The 21,682-nt window shown below is 55.6% G+C and carries 15 protein-coding genes, 1 pseudogene and 1 riboswitch; of the genes and pseudogenes, 6 read left to right on the top strand and 10 right to left on the bottom strand.

The annotated features are described in order from the left end of the window. Positions 1-75: 75 nt before the first annotated feature. The 6 genes from glgP to asd all read right to left on the bottom strand — a co-directional run bounded on the left by glgP (position 76) and on the right by asd (position 10,977). Entirely contained in the window at positions 76-2,523 is a 2,448-nt protein-coding gene (gene glgP / locus RTM06_RS03820) for a glycogen phosphorylase (RefSeq protein ID WP_293791942.1), read from the bottom strand. A gap of 21 nt (positions 2,524-2,544) precedes the next feature. After that, positions 2,545-3,978 carry a glycogen synthase GlgA gene (gene glgA / locus RTM06_RS03815; RefSeq protein ID WP_312180054.1) on the bottom strand — a complete coding sequence of 478 codons (1,434 nt, stop codon included), beginning with the start codon at positions 3,976-3,978 and terminating at the stop codon, positions 2,545-2,547. Positions 3,979-4,041: 63 nt separating this feature from the next. Further along, positions 4,042-5,334 (bottom strand): glucose-1-phosphate adenylyltransferase, encoded by a 1,293-nt coding sequence (glgC, locus tag RTM06_RS03810; RefSeq protein WP_312180052.1) that lies wholly within the window; start codon positions 5,332-5,334, stop codon positions 4,042-4,044. 10 nt (positions 5,335-5,344) lie between these two features. Beyond that, positions 5,345-7,324 carry a glycogen debranching protein GlgX gene (glgX, locus tag RTM06_RS03805; RefSeq protein WP_312180050.1) on the bottom strand — a complete coding sequence of 660 codons (1,980 nt, stop codon included), beginning with the start codon at positions 7,322-7,324 and terminating at the stop codon, positions 5,345-5,347. Then, positions 7,324-9,510, bottom strand: coding sequence for a 1,4-alpha-glucan branching enzyme (glgB, locus tag RTM06_RS03800; RefSeq protein ID WP_312180048.1), 2,187 nt, complete (start codon positions 9,508-9,510; stop codon positions 7,324-7,326). The genes glgX and glgB overlap by 1 nt, the downstream gene beginning before the upstream one ends. 357 nt (positions 9,511-9,867) lie before the next feature. Continuing rightward, a complete protein-coding gene (gene asd, locus RTM06_RS03795) occupies positions 9,868-10,977 on the bottom strand; it encodes an aspartate-semialdehyde dehydrogenase (RefSeq protein WP_154194825.1) in 1,110 nt (369 codons plus the stop codon). Between the two features lie 196 nt (positions 10,978-11,173). Between asd and RTM06_RS03790 the strand changes: the two genes are divergently transcribed. Continuing rightward, positions 11,174-11,767: a YhgN family NAAT transporter gene (locus RTM06_RS03790; protein ID WP_008109858.1), complete on the top strand. Its 594-nt coding sequence runs from the start codon at positions 11,174-11,176 to the stop codon at positions 11,765-11,767. Positions 11,768-11,830: 63 nt separating this feature from the next. On the opposite strand, the gene panS is transcribed toward RTM06_RS03790, so the two are convergent. The 4 genes and pseudogenes from panS to RTM06_RS03770 all read right to left on the bottom strand — a co-directional run bounded on the left by panS (position 11,831) and on the right by RTM06_RS03770 (position 15,459). Continuing rightward, complete coding sequence (panS, locus tag RTM06_RS03785; protein WP_008109856.1) at positions 11,831-12,754, bottom strand: ketopantoate/pantoate/pantothenate transporter PanS; 924 nt, start codon at positions 12,752-12,754, stop codon at positions 11,831-11,833. A gap of 277 nt (positions 12,755-13,031) precedes the next feature. Continuing rightward, a pseudogene (locus tag RTM06_RS22750) lies at positions 13,032-13,214 on the bottom strand (aquaporin); the annotation flags it as partial. Between the two features lie 298 nt (positions 13,215-13,512). Further along, entirely contained in the window at positions 13,513-14,868 is a 1,356-nt protein-coding gene (gene lysC / locus RTM06_RS03775) for a lysine-sensitive aspartokinase 3 (RefSeq protein ID WP_176973482.1), read from the bottom strand. Positions 14,869-14,980: 112 nt separating this feature from the next. Beyond that, a riboswitch (Lysine riboswitch) is annotated at positions 14,981-15,175 on the bottom strand. A gap of 149 nt (positions 15,176-15,324) precedes the next feature. Continuing rightward, positions 15,325-15,459, bottom strand: coding sequence for a hypothetical protein (locus tag RTM06_RS03770; RefSeq protein WP_265300584.1), 135 nt, complete (start codon positions 15,457-15,459; stop codon positions 15,325-15,327). An 89-nt stretch (positions 15,460-15,548) separates the two neighbouring features. Between RTM06_RS03770 and pgi the strand changes: the two genes are divergently transcribed. From pgi to RTM06_RS03745, 5 genes are all read left to right on the top strand, one after another. After that, positions 15,549-17,195 (top strand): glucose-6-phosphate isomerase, encoded by a 1,647-nt coding sequence (pgi, locus tag RTM06_RS03765; RefSeq protein WP_312180039.1) that lies wholly within the window; start codon positions 15,549-15,551, stop codon positions 17,193-17,195. A gap of 523 nt (positions 17,196-17,718) precedes the next feature. Further along, the gene (gene yjbE / locus RTM06_RS03760; RefSeq protein WP_008109848.1) at positions 17,719-17,967 is read left to right on the top strand and encodes an exopolysaccharide production protein YjbE; all 249 of its coding nucleotides are present in this window, start codon (positions 17,719-17,721) and stop codon (positions 17,965-17,967) included. Between the two features lie 73 nt (positions 17,968-18,040). Beyond that, a complete protein-coding gene (locus tag RTM06_RS03755; RefSeq protein ID WP_312180036.1) occupies positions 18,041-18,688 on the top strand; it encodes a YjbF family lipoprotein in 648 nt (215 codons plus the stop codon). Next, on the top strand, positions 18,685-19,422 hold the full coding sequence (locus RTM06_RS03750) for a capsule biosynthesis GfcC family protein (protein WP_312180034.1): 738 nt from the start codon (positions 18,685-18,687) through the stop codon (positions 19,420-19,422). The genes RTM06_RS03755 and RTM06_RS03750 overlap by 4 nt, the downstream gene beginning before the upstream one ends. Then, a complete protein-coding gene (locus tag RTM06_RS03745; RefSeq protein WP_312180032.1) occupies positions 19,422-21,512 on the top strand; it encodes a YjbH domain-containing protein in 2,091 nt (696 codons plus the stop codon). Before RTM06_RS03750 ends, RTM06_RS03745 begins: the two co-directional genes overlap by 1 nt. Positions 21,513-21,682: the final 170 nt, after the last annotated feature.

The raw sequence follows: 21,682 nt of genomic DNA, 5'->3' as shown, positions 1-21,682 counted from the left end.
TGGCGACCCTACAAATGGCTCAATGCGGTTTTCGTAGGGTCGCCATTCATGGCGACCTGGTTTGCAACCCTCGCCTTACAATCTCACTGGCGAAATGTGCCAGATCTCATCCGCATACTCCTGAATGGTGCGGTCCGACGAGAAATAACCCATATTGGCGATATTCAGCGCCGCGCTGCGTTGCCACTTATCCGGCTGACGATAAAGCTTGTCCACCTTGTCCTGGGTATCCACATAGCTGCGATAATCCGCCAGCAGCTGGTAGTGATCGCCAAAGTTCACCAGCGCATCAAACAGATTGCGATAGCGCCCTGGCTCCTGCGGGCTGAACACACCGCTGGCGATTTGCGTCAGCGCCTGATGCAGCTCGGGATCATCCTCGTAATACTTACGCGGGTTGTAGCCGTCGGTGCGCAGCTTCTCGACCTGCGGCGTGGTGTTGCCGAAGATAAAGATATTCTCCTTGCCAACATGCTCGAGCATCTCGACGTTTGCGCCATCCAGCGTGCCGATCGTTAACGCGCCGTTTAGCGCAAACTTCATGTTACTGGTGCCAGACGCTTCAGTTCCCGCCGTTGAAATCTGCTCGGAGAGATCCGCCGCCGGAATAATGATCTGCGCCAGGCTCACGCCATAGTTCGGAATGAACACCACCTTCAGCTTGTTCTTCACCTGCGGATCGTTGTTGATCACATTGGCGACATCGTTGATCAGGTGAATGATGTGCTTCGCCACGTAATAGGCCGATGCCGCTTTGCCGGCGAAGATGTTGACGCGCGGCACCCATTCGGCGTTGGGATCGGCCTTGATACGGTTGTAGCGCGTAATCACGTGCAGCACGTTTAGCAGCTGACGTTTATATTCGTGGATGCGCTTAATTTGCACATCGAACAGCGCATGGGGATCAAGCACGATATCCATGTTCTTCGCCACCCAATCCGCCAGGCGTTTCTTGTTGGCGAACTTGGCGTCGGCGATCTGTTCGATAAAGGCCGGATAATCGACCTGCGTGGTCAGTTCATTAAGCTGGCCAAGATCGGTACGCCAGTTGCGGCCAATCGCCTCATCCAGCACGTCGGAGAGCGCCGGATTGGCCAGCGCCAGCCAGCGACGTGGCGTCACGCCGTTGGTTTTATTGCAGAAACGGCCAGGGAACAGACGCGCGAAGTCAGCGAACAGCGATTGCACCATCAAATTGGAGTGCAGCTCCGATACACCGTTAACCTTGTGACTCACCACCACCGCCAGCCATGCCATACGAATGCGGCGGCCATCGTTTTCGTCGATGATCGAGATGCGCGCTAACAGCTCCCAATCATCCGGATAGTATTCCTGGATGGTTTTCAGGAAGTAGTCGTTGATTTCAAAGATGATGCTGAGATGACGCGGCAGGATCTTGCCGATCATATCCACCGGCCAGGTTTCCAGCGCTTCGGTCATCAGCGTGTGGTTGGTGTAGGAGAACACCTGACAGGTCACTTCAAAGGCATCGTCCCAGCTGAATTTCTGCTCATCGATCAGCAGACGCATCAGTTCCGGAATGGCCAGCACCGGATGCGTATCGTTAAGGTGGATGGCAATTTTGTCTGGCAGATTGTCCCAGGTTTCATGCATCTGCCAATGACGGTTGAGAATATCCTGCACCGTCGAGGAAACGAGGAAATACTCCTGACGCAGACGCAGTTCGCGGCCTGAATAGGTGGAGTCATCGGGATAGAGCACGCGTGACACGTTTTCCGAGTGGTTTTTATCTTCTACCGCAGCGAAGTAATCGCCCTGATTAAACTTACCGAGGTTGATTTCATTACTGGCCTGCGCGCCCCACAGACGCAGCGTGTTGGTGGCATCGGTATCAAAACCGGGAATGATTTGATCGTAGGCCATCGCCACGATCTCCTCAGTTTCCACCCAGCGTACCCGCGCGCCTTCGTGTTGCAGACGGCCACCGAAGCGCACTTTGTAGCGCGTGTTAAAGCGCTGAAACTCCCACGGATTGCCGTACTCCAGCCAGTAATCCGGCGATTCGCGCTGCTGCCCGTCAACGATATTCTGCTTAAACATGCCGTAATCGTAACGGATGCCGTAACCGCGCCCCGGTAAACCGAGCGTGGCGAGCGAATCGAGGAAACAGGCTGCTAAACGACCCAAACCGCCGTTGCCGAGGCCGGGATCGTTCTCCTCTTCCATCAGCTCGCTGAGATCGAGGCCCATCTCCTCCAGCGCCTGATTGAGATCCTCATAAATGCCCATCGCCAGCAACGCATTGCCGAGCGTGCGCCCCATCAGGAACTCCATCGACAGATAATAAACCTGTCGCACATCCTGCGAGAGCTGCGCGCGGCTGGAGCGCAACCAGCGTTCCACCATGCGATCACGCACCGCCAGCAGCGCGGCGTTAAGCCACTCATGCTTATTCGCAATCGATGGATCTTTACCAATAGTAAACATCAGCTTATAGGCGATTGAGTGCTTCAGCGCATCAACCGTCAGCGTGGGTGAGGCATAGGTGAAAGGTGCATTCATATCAAGTATCCCAATCTCTCATTACAGCAAACGTTGATAAAGATCGCGGTAGGCTTGTGCTGCCACCTGCCAACTAAAATCCATCCCCATCGCCTGCCGCTGAACGTAGCGCCAGAGTGCAGGACGAGACCACAGAACAAATGCGCGCCGAATCGCCCGCAGCAGCGACCAGGCATTACTGTCTTCAAAGGTGAAACCGCTGGCGACGCCATCCGCCAGGTTCTCAAGCGAGCTGTCTTGCACCGTATCCGCCAGTCCACCGGTGCGACGCACCAGCGGCAGCGTGCCATATTTCAAACCGTACAGCTGGGTTAAGCCGCACGGCTCAAAACGGCTCGGCACCATAATCACATCCGCGCCGCCGACAATGCGGTGCGAGAAGGCTTCGTGATAGCCAATCTGCACGCCAACGCGGCCCGGATGTTCGGCCGCCGCCGCCAGGAAACCTTGCTGCAGCTCGGCATCACCCTGACCGAGCAGCACCAGCTGTCCGCCCTGCGCCAGCAAGCCCGGCAGCGCTTCCAGCACCAGATCCAGCCCTTTCTGTTTGGTCAGACGGCTGATAACGCAGAACACCGGCGCCTTATCATCCACCTTCAGGCCCATGGCAATCTGTAGCTGGCGCTTGTTCTCCGCTTTGCTCTCCAGCGTTTCGCTGTCGTAGCGCGCGGTGAGCAGCAGATCGTGCGCCGGGTCCCAAATGCCCGGATCGACGCCGTTCAAAATCCCGCTCAGTCGTCCTTCACGCAGTCTCTGCTCGAGTAGCGCTTCCATGCCGTAACCAAATTCCGGTCGGGTGATCTCCAGCGCGTAAGTCGGGCTAACCGCCGTTATATGATCGGCATAAAACAGGCCCGCCTTGAGGTAAGAAATTTGCCCGAAGAACTCCAGTCCATGCATGTCAAAGAAGGCGCGCGGGATCTGGATCTCATCCAGATGACGCGCAGAAAACAGCCCTTGATACGCCAGATTATGCACGGTGAACACCGTTTTTGCCGGACGACCGCGCGCGGCGATATAGGCGCAGGTTAAGCCTGCATGCCAGTCATGCGCGTGCACGATATCCGGCTGCCAATCCGTATCTAACCCGCTGGCAATCTCGGCGCCCATCCAGCCCAGCAGCGCAAAACGCAGGTAGTTATCGACGTAAGCAAACTGCGAGGTATCGTGATACGGGCTGCCGGGACGTTCATACAATCCCGGCGCATCGATTAAATAAATACCAACGCCGTTAAATTGTCCAAAAAGTAAGCGTACCGGTCCCGCAAAAGTTTGCAACTCCGCCAGGACCTCTGTATCAGGAATCCCTTTACGCAGATCCGGAAAGGCGGGAATCAACACCCGCGCATCCGTACCATCGGCTATTTGCGCCTGTGGTAATGCACCGACGACATCAGCCAGTCCGCCGGTTTTCAACAGCGGGAAAAGCTCTGAACAGACATGTAAAACCTGCATCCTGAACCCCTATTGTTATCGCACACGTTCCACGCGGCAATTTTCTCTATATTCTTTCGTCACTTACTGACCGCCTCCGGCCAATTTGGCCAGCATGGCGCGCGTCACCAGTACGATGCCCTCTTCAGAACGGTAAAAACGACGGCTGTCTTCGTCGGGGTTTTCGCCAATGACCATGCCTTCTGGCAGTTCGCAGGCGCGATCGATCACGCAGCGACGCAGACGACACGATCGGCCAACCACCACATCAGGCAGCAGCACTGCGGAATCAATATTGCAAAACGAGTTGATGCGAATACGCGGGAACAGCACCGAGTTCACCACCACCGAACCGGAGATGATGCAGCCGCCCGAGACCAGCGAATTCATTGTCATGCCGTGGCTGCCGGATCGATCCTGCACAAATTTCGCCGGCGGCAGCGGCTCCATGTGGGTACGAATCGGCCAGCTGTGGTCGTACATATCCAGCTCGGGCGTAACCGACGCCAAATCGAGATTGGCGCGCCAATATGCTTCCAGCGTCCCGACGTCGCGCCAGTACGGCTCGGCGTTTTCATCCACCTGCACGCAGGAGAGCGTGAATGAGTGCGCATACGCCTCGCCGCTGGCGACAATTTTCGGCAGCAGATCTTTGCCAAAATCATGGCTGGAATCGGCTACATGCAGATCCTCTTCCAGCAGCTGGTAAAGGTAATCGGCGTTGAACACATAAATGCCCATGCTGGCCAGCGCGCGGGTATCGTCACCCGGCATTGACGGCGGCTTCGGCGGTTTTTCAACAAAATCGACCACGTTGTTTTCCGCATCCACCGCCATCACCCCAAACGCCGTGGCTTCGGCCAACGGCACCGGTAAGCAGGCGATGGTGCATTTCGCGCCGCGATCGACATGGTCGAGCAACATGCGCGAGTAATCCATTTTGTAGATGTGATCCCCGGCGAGTATCACGATGTACTGCGCGTTGTAGCGGCGAATAATGTCGAGGTTCTGCGTCACCGCATCGGCCGTGCCGCGATACCAGTGTTCGGTAGCGGCACGCTGCTGTGCCGGCAGCAGATCGACAAACTCGTTCATCTCTTCGTTGAACAGCGACCAGCCGCGCTGGATGTGCTGCACCAGCGTATGTGACTGATATTGGGTGATCACGCCGATGCGCCGAATGCCCGAGTTGATGCAGTTGGACAGCGCAAAGTCGATGATGCGGAACTTGCCACCGAAGTGCACGGCAGGTTTGGCGCGTTTCGCGGTGAGATCTTTCAGGCGCGTACCGCGCCCGCCAGCAAGGATCAGGGCAACCGTTTGTGTAGGGAGCTGGCGCGCCAGCATCAGATGATCTGTTCTATCTAATTTCACCATGTCTGACTCCTTATGATTGCTTTAGGAACACACACACACCGTGTGCGGGACCGTGCCAGACAGTTGTCAGGATGGGGTTATCTTCCCCGGCGAAAGGAGGAATGGCACGCCACTCTCCGTCTGGTAAGGCGATATCACTCACCGATTCCGTGGCATTTATTGTTATTAACCAGCGGCCGGAGAGCAGGATCTGCATTCTGTGCGTCCCCTGTTCCCACTGCTCGGCTTCCAGTGGTGTGCCGCTGGCATTGCACCACTGCACGCTGCCATCGCCCTCCTGCCACCAGCGATCCTGCGTCAACGCGGGAATGCGCTGGCGCAGGCGGATTAACGCAGCAGTGAAGTCGACCAGGCCAAAATCATCCTGTTGCCAGTTCAACCAGGTCAGCGGATTGTCCTGGCAATAGGCGTTGTTGTTACCGTGCTGGCTGTGACCGCGTTCGTCACCCGCCAGCAGCATCGGCGTGCCCTGCGCCAGCAGCAGCGTGGTCAGCAAGCCATGCACGCTACGCCGCCGCTGTTCGACAATATCGAAATTAACCTGCAGCCCCTCTTTGCCGTGGTTATGGCTGAAGTTACTGCTGCTGCCGTCGCGATTGTCTTCGCCGTTGGCCTGATTGTGTTTGTTGTTGAAGCTCACCACATCACGCAGCGTGAAGCCGTCGTGAGCGGTGATCAGATTGATGCTGGCGTGCGGCAGACGCGCCTCACGCTGGAAAACGTCGCTGGATGCGGCAAAACGGCGGGCGAAATCGCCATTATTCAGTTGACCCTGCAGCCAGTAACGGCGTGCCGCATCGCGAAAATGGTCGTTCCACTCGGCGAAGTCCGGCGGAAAGTTGCCGACCTGATAACCGCCGGGACCGATGTCCCACGGCTCGGCAATCAGCTTCACCTTAGAGAGCAACGGACAGGCTTTGATGGCGGCAAACAGCGGCGCATCCTGATGAAATTCCGGCGTGCGCCCCAACACGCTGGCGAGGTCAAAGCGGAAACCATCAACATGGCAAACGCGCACCCAGTAGCGCAGTGCTTCCAGCGCCCACGCCATCACCTGCGGATGGCAGAGGTTCAGCGTGTTGCCGCAGCCGGTCCAGTTTTGGTATTCGCCGTTGCCATCCAGCCAGTAATAGCTGGCGTTATCCACGCCGCGCAGCGAAATCGTTGGCCCGATCTCTTCCAGCTCGGCGGTGTGGTTGAACACCACATCGAGAATCACTTCGATGCCCGCCGCGTGCAGCGCTTTGACCGCCTGCTGAAACTCCTGCAACGGCGTTAAACCGTTTTCGCCCGAGGCGTAACGCGCATCCACCGCCCACAAGGCAAACGGGTTATAACCCCAGTAATTACTCAACCCTAAGCGGCGCAGGCGCGGCTCGCTGGTGAATTGAGCAATCGGCAACAGCTCAAGCGCGGTGATGCCGAGATGGCGCAGGTACTTCACCATAGCAGGATGACCCAGCGCCGCATAAGTGCCGCGCAGCCTTTCCGGAATTTCCGGATGCTGCTGCGTTAAGCCGCGCACATGCGCTTCGTAGATCACCGTGTTGCCCCACGGCGTGCACGGCGCGCAATCGCCTTCCCAGTCAAAATCTTCGGCAATCACCAGCGATTTCGGCGCGATGGCAGCGTTGTCGGCACCATCCGGTTCACGTTCACCGCCGTTGAAACGCGCGTCGTCCACCACTTCATCCGTTACTGCTTTGGCACAGGGATCGACCAAAAGCTTGGCGGGATTAAAGCGATGTCCCTGCTGCGGTGCCCACGGACCGTGTACGCGATAGCCATAGCGCTGGCCGGGCTTCAGCGCGGGGAAATAGCCGTGCCAGATATCACCGCTGTGCGCGGGCAGCGCGTAACGGCGCTCAGCACCGTGCGCGTCGAACAGGCAGAGTTCAACGCGTTCAGCATGCTGGGAGAACAGCGTGAAATTAACGCCATGCCCATCATAGTGCGCACCTAAGGGTTCCGGCTGCCCCTGCTCCAGCATCAGTCGCTCTCCCGCACCAGCCAAAGCGTTGCCAACGGCGGTAAGGTCAAACTCAGCGACTGCGGCCGACCGTGGCTTTCAATCTCATCGGTGTGCACCACACCATGATTGCGCGTGTCGCTGCCGTGATAATCGTGCTGGTCGGTATTCATGATCTCGCGCCAGCCGCCACGCTGATTGACGCCAAAGCGATAGTGCGGACGCGCTACCGGCGTAAAGTTGCTGACCACGATGATCTCATTGCCCTCGCGATCGCGGCGCACAAACACGAACACGGAATTCTCATGGTCATCGACCACCAGCCACTCAAAACCTTGCCCATCAAAATCGAGCTGATGCAGCGGCGCGAAATGGCGATAAGTGTGGTTAAGATCGCGTACCAGACGCTGCACGCCGTTGTGCCAGTTATCCTCGCCTTCCAGCAGATGCCAGTCGAGGCTCGTGTCGTGGTTCCACTCGCGTCCCTGAGCAAATTCATTGCCCATAAATTGCAGCTTCTTGCCAGGGAAGCCCCACATCCAGCCGTAATAGGCGCGCAGGTTGGCGAACTTCTGCCAGGCATCGCCGGGCATGCGATCGAGGATCGAACGTTTGCCGTGCACCACTTCGTCGTGCGACAGCGGCAGCACAAAGTTTTCGGTGTAGTTGTAGAGCATGCCAAAGGTCATCAGCTGATGATGGTAGCGACGATGTACCGGATCGAGTTTCATATAATCCAGCGTGTCGTGCATCCAGCCCAGATTCCATTTGAACCAGAAGCCGAGGCCACCATCATCCGAAGGACGCGTAACGCCAGGATAATCGGTGGACTCTTCGGCTACCGTGACGCTGCCGGGCGCAGCGCGGCCCAGAATGCGGTTGGTATGACGCAGGAACGAAATCGCTTCGAGGTTTTCGCGTCCACCAAAGTGGTTTGGCACCCATTCGCCTTCGGCGCGGCTGTAATCGCGGTAGATCATTGACGCCACCGCATCGACGCGCAGCCCATCAATGCCAAAGCGCTCCATCCAGTACAAGGCGTTGCCGGAGAGATAATTGCTGACTTCACGGCGACCAAAATTGTAGATCAGCGTATTCCAGTCCTGATGAAAACCTTCGCGCGGATCGCTGTGTTCGTAGAGTTCGGTGCCATCGAACTTCGCCAGGCCGAAATCATCACTTGGGAAGTGGCCGGGCACCCAATCGAGCAGCACATTAATGCCGGCATCATGCGCGGCGGCAATGAAATGGCGGAACTCATCGCGGGTGCCAAAACGGCGCGTCGGCGCATACATGCCGAGCGGCTGATAGCCCCAGCTGCCGTCAAACGGATGTTCGTTAATCGGCATCAGTTCGATATGGGTGAATCCCATCTCTTTGACGTAAGGGATGAGCTGCTCCGCCAGCTCTTTGTAGCTGAGCCAGAAATTGTTGTCGGTGTGACGTCGCCATGAACCGAGATGCACTTCATAAATCGAAATCGGCTGGTCAAATCCATTGGCGGCTTTGCGCCGTGGCTGCATCTCGGTTTTCGGCGGCAGCCCGCAGATCATCGAGGCGGTTTGTGGACGCATTTGCGCTTCAAAGGCGAAGGGATCGGCTTTGATGCGCATCTGGCCGGAATTATCGACGATTTCAAACTTATACAGCTGGCCGTTCACCGCGCCCGGTATGAACAGTTCCCAAACGCCGAGTTCACGGCGAAAACGCATCGGATGGCGTCGGCCATCCCAGAAGTTGAACTCGCCCACCACCGATACGCGACGCGCGTTAGGTGCCCAAACGGCGAAGCGCGTGCCGTGTACGCCGTCAATGGTGGTACCGTGCGCGCCGAGGGTTTCGTAAGGACGTAGATGCGTGCCTTCACCCAATAACCAGGCATCCATCTCCTCCAGCAGCGGGCCGAAGCGATAGGCATCATCAATCAGGTTTTGCTGGCCGTGCCAGTTCACCGCCAGCTGATAGCCAAACCGGTTTTTTCGGCGCGGAATCACGCCACAGAAAAAACCGCGTGAGTCGAGGCAGGTTAGCTGGGCGCATTTGCGTCCAGTGTTGGTTTCAATCACCCAAACATCGGAGGCATCGGGCAGCAGCGCACGCACTTCAAGGCCTTGGGCAGTTTGATGCATGCCCAGTAGTGAAAAGGGATCGGCATAATTCCCGGCAAAAAGGGCATTGATCGCCTGGCGATCGGGAAGCTCTGACATGACTTTCTTCCTATGATTTTGCGCAGGCGACCCGAGTCGGCAGGATTATCGCCTCGGGTGCGCTGCTTTTCATTGAGCCATAGGTACACCGCGAGGACACAACCGTCCGTGGGAAAGATCTTCACCGTGTACAACAACCATTCAGTTCGAAAAAACAAAAACAGTTAACAACCGGCACATCTCTGTTAAATCATAGCTTGGGGACAGCAGAAACCAGGGAGGATCGTGAAAAATACTTATCGGGTAAGCAAAAAGGGGAAGCGGATCACTTGTCAGGCACAATTTGCATGACTTTTTGCAGCCTGGATTACTAAAAAAAGGCCGGGAAACCCCGGCCTGTCTGGTTTGCCGCTGCGCTTAGTCGATCAGCAGACGCAGCATACGACGCAGCGGTTCAGCCGCGCCCCACAGTAACTGATCGCCTACGGTGAAGGCGGAAAGGTATTCCGGTCCCATATTCAGTTTGCGCAGGCGACCCACTGGCGTGGTCAAGGTACCGGTGACGGCGGCGGGTGTCAGTTCGCGCATGGTGATTTCGCGATCGTTTGGCACCACTTTCACCCACTCGTTATGTGAAGCCAGCAGCTGTTCGATTTCGTTCAGCGGCAGGTCTTTTTTCAGCTTCAGAGTGAATGCCTGGCTGTGGCAGCGCAGCGCGCCAACGCGTACGCACAGGCCATCAACCGGAATCACATTGCTGGTGCGCAGAATTTTGTTGGTTTCCGCCTGGCCTTTCCACTCTTCGCGGCTTTGGCCGTTATCCAGCTGCTTGTCGATCCACGGAATCAGGCTGCCTGCCAGCGGTACGCCGAAGTTATCGGTTGGCAAGGTGCCAGAGCGAGTGAAATCGGTCACGCTGCGTTCGATATCCAGAATCGCCGACGCCGGATCCTGCAGGGATTTCGCCACGTGATCGTGCAGCATGCCCATCTGCGTCAGCAGTTCACGCATATGACGTGCGCCGCCGCCCGATGCCGCCTGATACGTGGCAACCGACGCCCACTCAACCAGATCGTTCGCGAACAGGCCGCCCAGTGACATCAGCATTAGGCTGACGGTGCAGTTACCGCCAACAAAGGTTTTGATGCCGTTGTCGAGGCCCTGACGAATCACATTATGATTAACCGGATCGAGAATGATGATGGCGTCATCTTTCATGCGCAGCGTGGAAGCCGCATCAATCCAGTAACCCTGCCAGCCGCTTTCGCGCAGCTTCGGATAGACTTCACTGGTGTAATCGCCGCCCTGGCAGGTGATAATAATATCCAGCGCCTTCAGCGCCTCGATATCAAAAGCATCCTGCAGCGCACCGGTCGACTTACCGCCGAATGTTGGTGCCGCCTGACCAAGCTGTGACGTGGAGAAGAAGACCGGATTGATGACATCAAAATCGCGTTCTTCGCTCATGCGTGACATCAGCACTGAGCCGACCATGCCACGCCAACCAATAAAACCTACATTCTTCATTTTCTGTCCGTCTCGGGTGCTCTCGAAAGAGGCCGTGTGGTGCGAGGAAAAGACTGGCCGGATAATCGTGCCAGTCTGCGTAATAATCAGGTTTACCTATGACCGTCAACTCTACAAAATGCAGCACTTCTGGCAAGTGAATTAATTCGATTGCGTTAACTTTTTCAGCAGTACAACTAATAATGGCTAACCCAACATGACTGAAATGATATCCGCGACCATATTGCTGTTGTTGATTATGGACCCGCTGGGCAACCTGCCGATTTTCATGTCGGTACTGAAGCATCTGGAACCCAAACGCCGCCGCGTGGTGCTGATGCGCGAAATGCTGATCGCGCTGATTCTGATGCTGCTGTTTTTATTCGCCGGTGAACGCATTCTGGCGTTTCTTAATCTGCGCACCGAAACCGTGTCGATCTCCGGCGGCATCATTCTGTTCCTGATCGCCATTCGCATGATATTCCCTTCCGAGGAGAGCAGCTCCAGCGGCTTACCGGCCGGTGAAGAGCCGTTCCTCGTGCCGCTGGCGATCCCGCTGGTGGCCGGTCCGTCGCTGCTGGCGACGCTGATGCTGTTGTCGCATCAATATCCTAATCAAATGACGCATCTGGTCGGTGCGCTGCTGATCGCGTGGGGCGTGACGGTGGTGATTTTGCTGATGTCAGGGCTGTTTTTACGCCTGCTGGGCGACAAAGGCGTTAACGCGCTGGAGCGCCTGATGGGATTGATTTTGATTATGCTGGCGACGCAGATGTTTCTGGATGGGATTCGCACGTATCTGAAGTTGTAACAGCAGAGAGGTGCGTTTTGCAGGGTCGCCATTCATGGCGACCGCTGTTTATTGAAACCGCAATTACTTCTGCTTCTTATCGATCGGTTTACCCGACCAGTAACCGGCCAGCAGCGAACCTGACAGGTTGTGCCACACCGAGAACAGCGCGCCCGGCAGTGCAGCCAACGGCGAGAAGTAGAGTTTGCCCAGCGTCGCCGCCAAACCTGAGTTCTGCATGCCGACTTCCAGCGCAAGCGTGCGGCAGGTCGATTCATCGAAACCAAACAGCTTGCCACCCCAATAACCGCCCAGCAGACCAATCGCGTTGTGCAGGATCACCGCCACAATCACCATCAAGCCGACGGAACCGATAAAGCCCTGGCTGCCTGCCACCACCGCACTGATGATCAGCAGAATACACACCATCGAAAACGCCGGCAGATACGGCTCAACGCGGCGCACCACGCTGTTCATAGAGTGATGGATAATCAGGCCGAGGCTAATCGGAATCACCACGATTTTCACGATGCTGAGCAACATGCCCACCACATCCACCTGAATGTGCGTATCAACGTAGAAGCGAGTCAGCAGCGGCGTGGCGAAAACCCCCACCAGCGCCGACACGGATGAGATGGTCACCGACAGCGCAACATCGCCCTTCGCCAGATAAATCATCACGTTAGAAGCGGTACCGCTGGCCACGCTGCCGACCAGAATCATCCCTGCTGCCAGATCAGGTGGCATCTGGAATAGCTTTGCCAGGCCCCACGCGGCCAGCGGCATCACCAGATAATGCAGGAAAGTACCGGCGATCACCGGCGCCGGACGCACCAGCACGCGTTTGAAATCATCGATATTTAGCGTCACGCCCATGCCAAACATGATCAGCATCAGCAGATAGGTCACCCACGGCCCAATGCCGAGAAAGGTGGTGGGAGAATAATAAGCAGCGACCGAGAGCAGCACGGCCCAGAGCGGGAACAGGCGGGTAAGTTTGCCGAGCATAACCAGACTTCCTTAGGAATTTTTTTATATTGCCACAGATGAAATGTCGCGCAGGGAACGACCACAGCGACGGACGCGGGATCATAACATTTCATTATCTTGACGTAAGGCGGGAAGTCGCTTGCGGGGGAAAATGCGGATCGGCTGCTGCCGATCCGCAGAAATACGGCGAAGTTACTCTGCTTTTTCCAGTACAAAGCGGTAGATCGCACCACCAATCGCGGCACCGATAATCGGTAACAACCAGAACATCCACAGCTGTTCCAACGCCTAACCCCCTGGAAGATCGCCACAGCGGTGCTGCGCGCCGGGTTAAATGGCCGCCTGAAATATGGCCGACGGCAAATGCCATCACCAACACCGTCAAACCAAACGCCAGCGCGACACCGGCAAAACCAATAGCTAATTCTGGAAAAGACGCAGCCAAAACCGTACTACCACAACCGCCTAAAACCAGCACAAAGGTGCCGAGTGTTCAGCCACTGATCTTTTCAAATCTATCCCCTCAAATAATTTAATCTTTTCGCGGCGGGATTATCGTTTTCGGCGATTAAAGCGCAACCGCTGAATGTGAGATTAGTGTGATTTTTAGGCAATTCCAGCGAAAAAAAGACGGTTCTCGCGAGCTATAATGGGGATCACCAGAAATGTCGGGATCGAAAGAGCGGCTGCCGCTGGGCTTAAAATATTGCTAACAAATTTAATCAATAAAAAAGCCGGACTCTGTCCGGCTTAACTCATTCTGCTAAAAATTTGCCTTAAGAACCAAAAAGATTCTTATGCAGCGCGCGTACCACTTCTTCCGCATCTGGGGTTGGAACCAGGAAGCAAAGGTTATAACTGCTGGCACCGTAACAAATCATACGCAGGTTAAACGGCTCAAGTGCGCCGAATACTTCTTTACCCACGCCACAGGCTTTTGACAGGTTGTTGCCGATGATCGCCACCAGCGCCAGGTTCTCTTCCACTTCCACACGGCACAGTGAAGAGAGTTCGGTCAACAGCGCCTGGGTCAGCAAGCTGTCGCCGGTGGTGGTTGAACCGGTGCTGTCCAGCGTCAGCGCCACGCTCACTTCGGAGGTAGTCACCAGATCGACAGAGATACTGTGGCGCGCCAGGATGTTAAACACCTCGGCAAGGAAGCCGTGTGCATGCAGCATGTTCAGGCTGTGCAGCGTTACCAACGTCTGCTTGCGACGCAGCGCCAGCGCACGGAACAGCGGTGGATTTTTGGTTTCGTTGCAGACGCGCGTACCGCCTGCGGCCGGATCTTTGCTCGAACCGACAAATACCGGGATATCGCTGCGTACGGCGGGCAGCAACGTTGCTGGATGCAGCACTTTGGCACCAAAGATCGCCATTTCCGCTGCTTCTTCGAAGGTAATTTCTTCAATGCGTTTAGCGGTGGACACCACGCGTGGATCGGTGGTGTAGATACCGGCCACATCAGTCCAGATATCAATACGTGCGGCCTGCAGCGCTTCGCCCAGCAGCGCAGCGGTATAATCGCTGCCGCCACGACCGAGCGTGGTAGTGCGGCCTTTGATTTCACTACCGATAAAGCCCTGCGTCACCACTAGCGCTTCCGCAATGCGCGGCTGCAGTTGTGTTGCGGCCAGCTCTTTCAGCGTCGCCACTTCCGGTTCTGCGCGGCCAAAACGATCGCTGGTGCGCATCACTTTACGCACGTCAAACCATTCACTGTTGACCTGACGCTCACGCAGAATCTCCACGAACAGCAGCGTCGACATCAACTCACCGTGGCTCACCAGCTCATCGGTCAGCGCATGTGAGGTCGCCAGCGAAGTGGCTTCAGACAGCATGGTGATGTTTTCCAGCATGCGATCAATCTCATCGCGGATCACATCCGGCGATTGCAAACGATCGATGATGGCGTATTGAATGCGGCGGATTTCATCCAGCAGGTAAGCGCGCTGCGCTTGTTCCTGACCTTCAGCAAGGGCAACCAGCAGATTGGTGACGCCAGCGGAGGCAGAGAGCACCACTAAACGCGTATTGGCATCCGACAGCACAACATCTGCACTGCGGTTCATAGCATCAAAATCGGCAACGCTGGTGCCGCCAAATTTAGCCACGATAAGAGTTTGGGACATATTACGAACCCCGTGTCAGGTTATCTTTCTTCCGTTTTGGGGCGGAAGACATAGTAGCAGCCTAGGCACAAGAGAAGAGCAGAATTGGGCAGACAAGATCAGTAGTAGACAAGTCACCAAAAGCGCTTCACCTTGCGAACCGTCCGACTGTGGACGATTCTGGTGACAACCCAGAGGATTCAGCCCCTGCAGCCGACAGTGCAACACCCCGCGTGTTGCCCCACCTCGGCGTCACACCCCCTGATGTGTTCTCTGCGGATACGGATCCTCAAACACACTGCCTGGGCGACGCGCCTCTTCTGGCTTACACCCGGAGGTGTAAGTAGCGCGCATAAATTACTGATTATTTTCCCCCCTGTCCATCCCTGCACTTTGAGGATTTCTCACTTTTACACTTCGGTAAACGCATCGTTGAACAAACGCGCCCGCCAACCGCGGCCTAAAGTAGTGTCCGAATCAGACAAAAGCGGCTTTTTTCTGATACGGCACAGGGAATTCTCCTGGCGCAGCACCGACAATCGCTGCCGGATTTACCTGAAACAGTGCGGCCACGGTCACAAATTTTTTCCCTTCATTGGTAACTGTGGTCATACTCTTCCCCGTGCAAGAGTGTTATGGATGCCGGGCCAGCAGGATGCCCCGGATGGAATGACGGTTCTTATTTCAACTAGAGTGTTGCCATGAAAAATATCAATCCGACACAAACCGCTGCCTGGAAAGCGCTGCAGCAGCATTTTGACCAGATGAAATCGGTGCAAATCGCCGACCTGTTTGCGCAAGATGCCGATCGTTTTGCGAAATTCTCTGCCACTTTCGATGACCAGATGCTGGTGGATTTCTCAAAAAACCGCATCACCGAGGAAACCCTCGAAAAATTACAGGCGCTGGCTAAAGAGACCGATCTGGCAGGCGCCATCAAATCGATGTTCTCTGGCGAGAAGATCAACCGCACCGAAGAGCGCGCAGTACTGCACGTTGCGCTGCGTAACCGCAGCAACACGCCAATTGTGGTGGACGGCAAAGATGTGATGCCGGAAGTCAACGCGGTGCTGGCGAAGATGAAAGGCTTCTCCGAGCGCATCATCAGCGGTGACTGGAAAGGCTATACCGGTAAAGCCATCACCGACGTGGTGAACATCGGTATTGGCGGTTCAGATCTCGGCCCGTTCATGGTGACCGAAGCGCTGCGTCCGTACAAAAACCACCTCAACATGCACTTCGTTTCTAACGTCGATGGCACGCACATTGCCGAAACGCTGAAAGATCTCAGCCCGGAAACCACGCTCTTCCTGGTGGCATCAAAAACCTTCACCACCCAAGAGACCATGACCAACGCCCACAGCGCGCGTGACTGGTTCCTGAAAACCGCCGGCGATCAGCAGCACGTGGCGAAGCACTTCGCTGCGCTGTCGACCAACGGTAAAGCGGTAGGTGAATTCGGTATCGATACCGACAACATGTTCGAGTTCTGGGATTGGGTTGGCGGCCGCTATTCACTGTGGTCAGCCATCGGTTTGTCGATCATTCTCTCCATCGGCTTTGAGAACTTTGAGCAGCTGCTAAGCGGTGCGCACGCGATGGATAAGCACTTCGCTAATACGCCTGCCGAGCAGAACCTGCCGGTGTTACTGGCGCTGATCGGTATCTGGTACAACAACTTCTTTGGTGCCGAAACCGAAGCGATTCTGCCGTACGACCAGTACATGCATCGCTTTGCTGCTTACTTCCAGCAGGGCAACATGGAATCCAACGGTAAATACGTTGACCGTGAAGGCAATCCGGTGGATTACCAGACTGGCCCAATCATCTGGGGCGAGCCAGGCACCAACGGCCAGCACGCGTTCTACCAGTTGATTCATCAGGGCACCAAACTGATTCCATGCGACTTCATCGCACCGGCGCTGAGCCACAACGTGCTGACCGATCACCATCCGAAGCTGCTGTCGAACTTCTTCGCGCAGACCGAAGCGCTGGCGTTTGGTAAGTCACGCGACGTGGTAGAGAAAGAGTTTACCGATGCCGGTAAATCTGCGGAATCTGTCGCGCACATCGTGCCGTTCAAGGTGTTCGAAGGTAATCGTCCAACCAACTCCATCCTGCTGCGTGAAATCACCCCATTCAGCCTCGGTTCACTAATTGCGCTGTATGAGCACAAGATCTTCACGCAGGGCGCGATTCTCAACATCTTCACCTTTGACCAATGGGGCGTTGAGTTGGGTAAACAGCTGGCAAACCGTATTCTGCCAGAGCTGGAAAATGACGCTGAAATTAGCAGCCACGATAGCTCCACCAATGGCTTAATTAATCGCTATAAATCCTGGCGTTAATTTCCCGGATAATATGCAGAAGGCGGCGTAATTGCCGCCTTTTTTTATGTCAACCAGGCCGCCTCACTCGCAATATTGTTTTTACTGCATTAAATAGGGTTAGAAAATTCTTAAAATGGCGTAAGGAAATTCGTAATTCACTTCAATCTACTGCAGATTACTCCGCTTTAAAATGGACCTAATTTAACCCAACCTATAATTTATCCATCTGATAGATATATGATTTTTATTTAAGCCTGCTGAGCAAATTCCGATTATTCCCATTCCGTACCAATAATTAGTGCAAAAGTGAAAAATTCTGCCGGGAAATCACCAGGTATGCAGTTGTTCTACTAGTCCAAAAAAAGGCATTTAAAAAAAGCAGCTAACGCCAATTCGCCTTATTTATCACCAGAAACATCCCTGGTTTCTGCCCTCTTTTACTCATGCTGAACTCTGGTAATTTGTTGCCCTATACTGAACGCGCCCGAAATCTGGGTAAATCCTACATTCATTGATTCATATAAATGCAGGAAACGTTGTTATGAAAAAACTGATGGTTGCCGGTGCAGCCTTACTTTACGTTGCCGTTTCTTCCGCTGCGATTGCCGCGCCGGAAGAAGCTGGTGCTGCAGCAGGCGCACAGGCGGGAGCAATCTCAACTGGCGCGTCAACCGCTGTGGGTATCGGCGCGCTCGGTGCGTTAGTGGGTCTCGGCATTGCTGCTTCTGGCGGCGGTGACGGTGCAAATACCGGTACAACAACCACCACCACAACGAGCACCACTCGTTGATGTAACACCTTTAAGCATAACCACACACCCGTGTGGTTATTTTTTGCTTGGCTTATTTAGACAGGGATACACTGTGCGCCGACTCTCTTTGCTACTTCTTTGCCTGTTGTTGCAGGCCTGCACACAAACGCAAAAAGGCCTTGAACAAACCGTGATGCTGGCCGTAAACGGCCCGGATGATGTCACGGTCAGCGACGAACAGGTTGCTAACCTGCCCTACGCCAGCCTCTATGCCCGCATCAATCAAGGTCCACGCATCTTCGTGGTACTCGGTTACAACGAAAACGGCCAACAGAAGTGGATCACCCAGGATAAAGCGATGCTGGTGATGCAGCATGGCCGCCTGATCAAAACCCTGGGGTTACCGAGCAATCTCACTGACGTCAGTAACCTGGCGCAGGATCCGCTCGCCGATGCGCTGCATCTGCAAAACGGTGCCAGCTGGACGCGCGTGGTGCAGTGGCGCGAGCAAGACAAAGTGCGTGCCGCCACCGCCGTTTCACGTTTCGAGCGCGGTGACGATACGGTGCTGGATATCACCGGTGAACGCGTGCCGTGCCGCGTCTGGCATGAAACCGTGCGCATGGAGAGCGTGGGCGCGGAGTGGCAGAACACCTTCTGGATCGATAACCGCGATGGCACGGTGCTGCAGGCCAATCAGATGCTGGCCGCCGATGCCTTCCCAGTTGAAACCACTATTCTGAAGCCGGCGAAATCATGAAAAAAATAACTCCAATGCTGGCAGCGTTAACGCTGCTCATGGCTGGCCACGCGCTGGCGGCGGCGCACGTCACCGTGCACGTTGTGCAGGGAAAAAACACTCTGCAAATCAACGATGCGCAGAATCTCAGTCAGTTACTTACCCAGCCTGAACTGCGCAGTTGGTGGCCGGGCACGGTGATTGCCGAGCGCGGTGCGACTGCGGTAGCACAGCAACAGCAGAAACAGCTGCTGGCCGATCTGCGTGCCTGGCAAGCCGACAGCGGCGAGTCGTTAGCCGCAACCATCGGATCGGTTATCCACCAGCTTGGCGCGGTGCAGGTAACGGGCCGCCAGTTCACCTCGCTCGATCCCGACGCCGTGCGCCTGCGTCCACAGGATAACCGCACGCTGCAAGGCAGCTATGACCTTTACACGCTGGCGCCGCCGACGCAGGTGTTGGTACTGGGGGCGTTGAGCAATCCGGGTAAAGAGAGCTGGCAGCCGGGCCGTGAAGTGCGTGATTACCTCGACGGCCACAATCGTCTTTCCGGCGCGGAACGTAGCTATGCCACGGTGATTGCGCCGTCCGGCAGCACTCAGCAAGTTCCGGTCGCGTACTGGAATCATCGCCATATCGAAGTGGAACCCGGCAGCATCATCTGGCTCGGTTTCACCTCATGGAGCTTGCCATGGGGCCAAAGCGATTTGAATGCGCGCATGCTTTCCGTTCTGACTCACCGGATACCAGACTGATGAAAAAACAATTACTTCTCAGCCTGTTGGCTGCTTCTGTTTCCGCCGCTTGCCAGGTGCATGCGGAAACCTGGCCTGAACCGGTCGGTCCTTCGCAATCAGATTTTGGTGGCGTCGGCCTGATGCAGACGCCGACCGCGCGTATGGCGAAAGAGGGCGAATTTAGCGTCAACTTCCGCGATAACGATCAATATCGCTACTATTCCGCCTCATTGCAGCTGTTCCCGTGGCTGGAAACCACCGTGCGCTATACCGATGTGCGTACCCGCCGTTACAGCGCGGTGGAAGGCTTTAGCGGCAACCAAAGCTATAAAGATAAAGCCTTCGATGTGAAGCTACGTTTATGGCAGGAGAGCTATTGGTTGCCGGAAGTGGCGGTTGGCTCGCGCGACTTAGGCGGCACCGGCTTGTTCGACAGCGAATATTTGGTGGCCAGCAAAGCGTGGGGGCCATTCGATTTCAGTCTCGGTATTGGCTGGGGTTATCTCGGCAACAGCGGCACCCTTAAAAACCCATTCTGCTCCTACAGCGACAGCTATTGCAGCCGCAGTGGCGGCGGCGAAACCGGCACCATCAACGGTTCACAGATGTTCCACGGCCCGGCAGCGCTGTTTGGCGGCGTGGAATACCAAACGCCGTGGCAGCCGTTGCGCCTCAAGCTGGAGTACGAAGGTAACGATTATCAGGATGATTTCGCCGGTCGCCTGGAGCAACGTAGCAAGGTTAACGTCGGTGCGATTTATCGCATCACCGACTGGGCGGACATCAACGCCAGCTACGAGCGCGGCAACACCTTTATGTTCGGCTTTACTCTGCGCACCAACTTCAACGATCTGCATCAGTCGCACATTGATAGCCAGAAGCCAACCTACAACCCGCAGCCGCAGGGCGACCTGTTGCAGCCGACGGTGGTGGCGAACCAGCTGACCGATCTGAAGTACAACGCGGGGCTGAATGGCCCACATATTCAGACCAAAGGCAGCACGCTGTATGTCTCTGGCGAGCAGACCAAATATCGCGACACGCGCGAAGGGGTCGATCGCGCCAATCGCATCATCATGAACAACCTGCCGGCCGGCATCGATACCATCGACGTCACCGAGTCGCGCTTTAATATGCCGCAGGTCAGCACGCGCACCAACGTCGCCAGCCTGCACAACGAGCTGACGGGTTATCCGCTGGGCCATGAACAGCCGCTACAGCAGACGCGTGAAGATCCGGTGGATCCCGGCACCACCGAGCAAGGTTTCTTTATCCGCAAAGATCGCCTGAACTACAGCCTGTCGCCAGTGCTCAATCAGTCGGTTGGTGGACCCGAAAGCTTCTACATGTATCAGGTTGGCGTAATGGCCAATGCCGATTACTGGCTTACCGATCACCTGTTGGTCGGCGGCAGCCTGTTTGGCAACATCGCCAATAACTACGACAAGTTCAACTACAACGGCGCTCCGGCGGATTCCACACTGCCGCGCGTGCGCACGCACATTCGTGATTACGTTGAGAACAACGTTTACGTTAATGACCTGCAAGCCAACTACATGCATGCGCTCGGCAACGGTTTCTACGGCCAGGTTTACGGCGGTTATCTGGAAACCATGTACGGCGGCGTCGGCGGCGAAGTGCTGTATCGTCCGATTGATAGCAACTGGGCATTCGGTGTTGATGCCAACTACGTGAAGCAGCGTGATTGGGACAACATGATGCAGTTCACCGATTACAAAGCGCCAACCGGAAATCTGACGGCGTATTGGCGCCCATGGTTTATGCAGGATGTGTTGGTGAAGGCCAGCGTCGGGCAGTATCTGGCGAAGGATAAAGGCGTGACGCTGGATGTGTCGAAGCGCTTTGACAGCGGCGTGATGGTTGGTTTCTATGCCACTAAAACTAACGTCTCTGCCGAACAGTATGGCGAAGGTACCTTCACCAAAGGCTTCTACATTTCGGTGCCAATGGACCTGTTTACCGTGACACCAACGCGTGGCCGTGCACAGGTGAACTGGGTGCCGTTGACGCGTGATGGCGGTCAGATGTTGGGCCGTAAATATCAGCTGTATGATCTGACGTCAGATCGGGATGCGCGGTTTAATTAATTGATTTATATACATTAATCGTAGGGTCGCCATTTATGGCGACCTTTTTAATTTGTGCGTGCATGTAAGAAGGTCGCCATGAATGGCGTCATGCTTGTCAGTTAAAAAAACATTTTGCTTCAAGTAGTTAGCGGGCGCTGACACATCTGCTGCGTCACGGGCCGTCCTCG

The sequence above is a fragment of the Pantoea sp. CTOTU46764 genome (assembly GCF_031974595.1).
Lineage (GTDB): Bacteria > Pseudomonadota > Gammaproteobacteria > Enterobacterales > Enterobacteriaceae > Pantoea > Pantoea trifolii.
The sequence above is the reverse complement of the archived record's forward strand: the minus strand, read 5'-3'. Positions and strand labels throughout refer to the sequence as shown.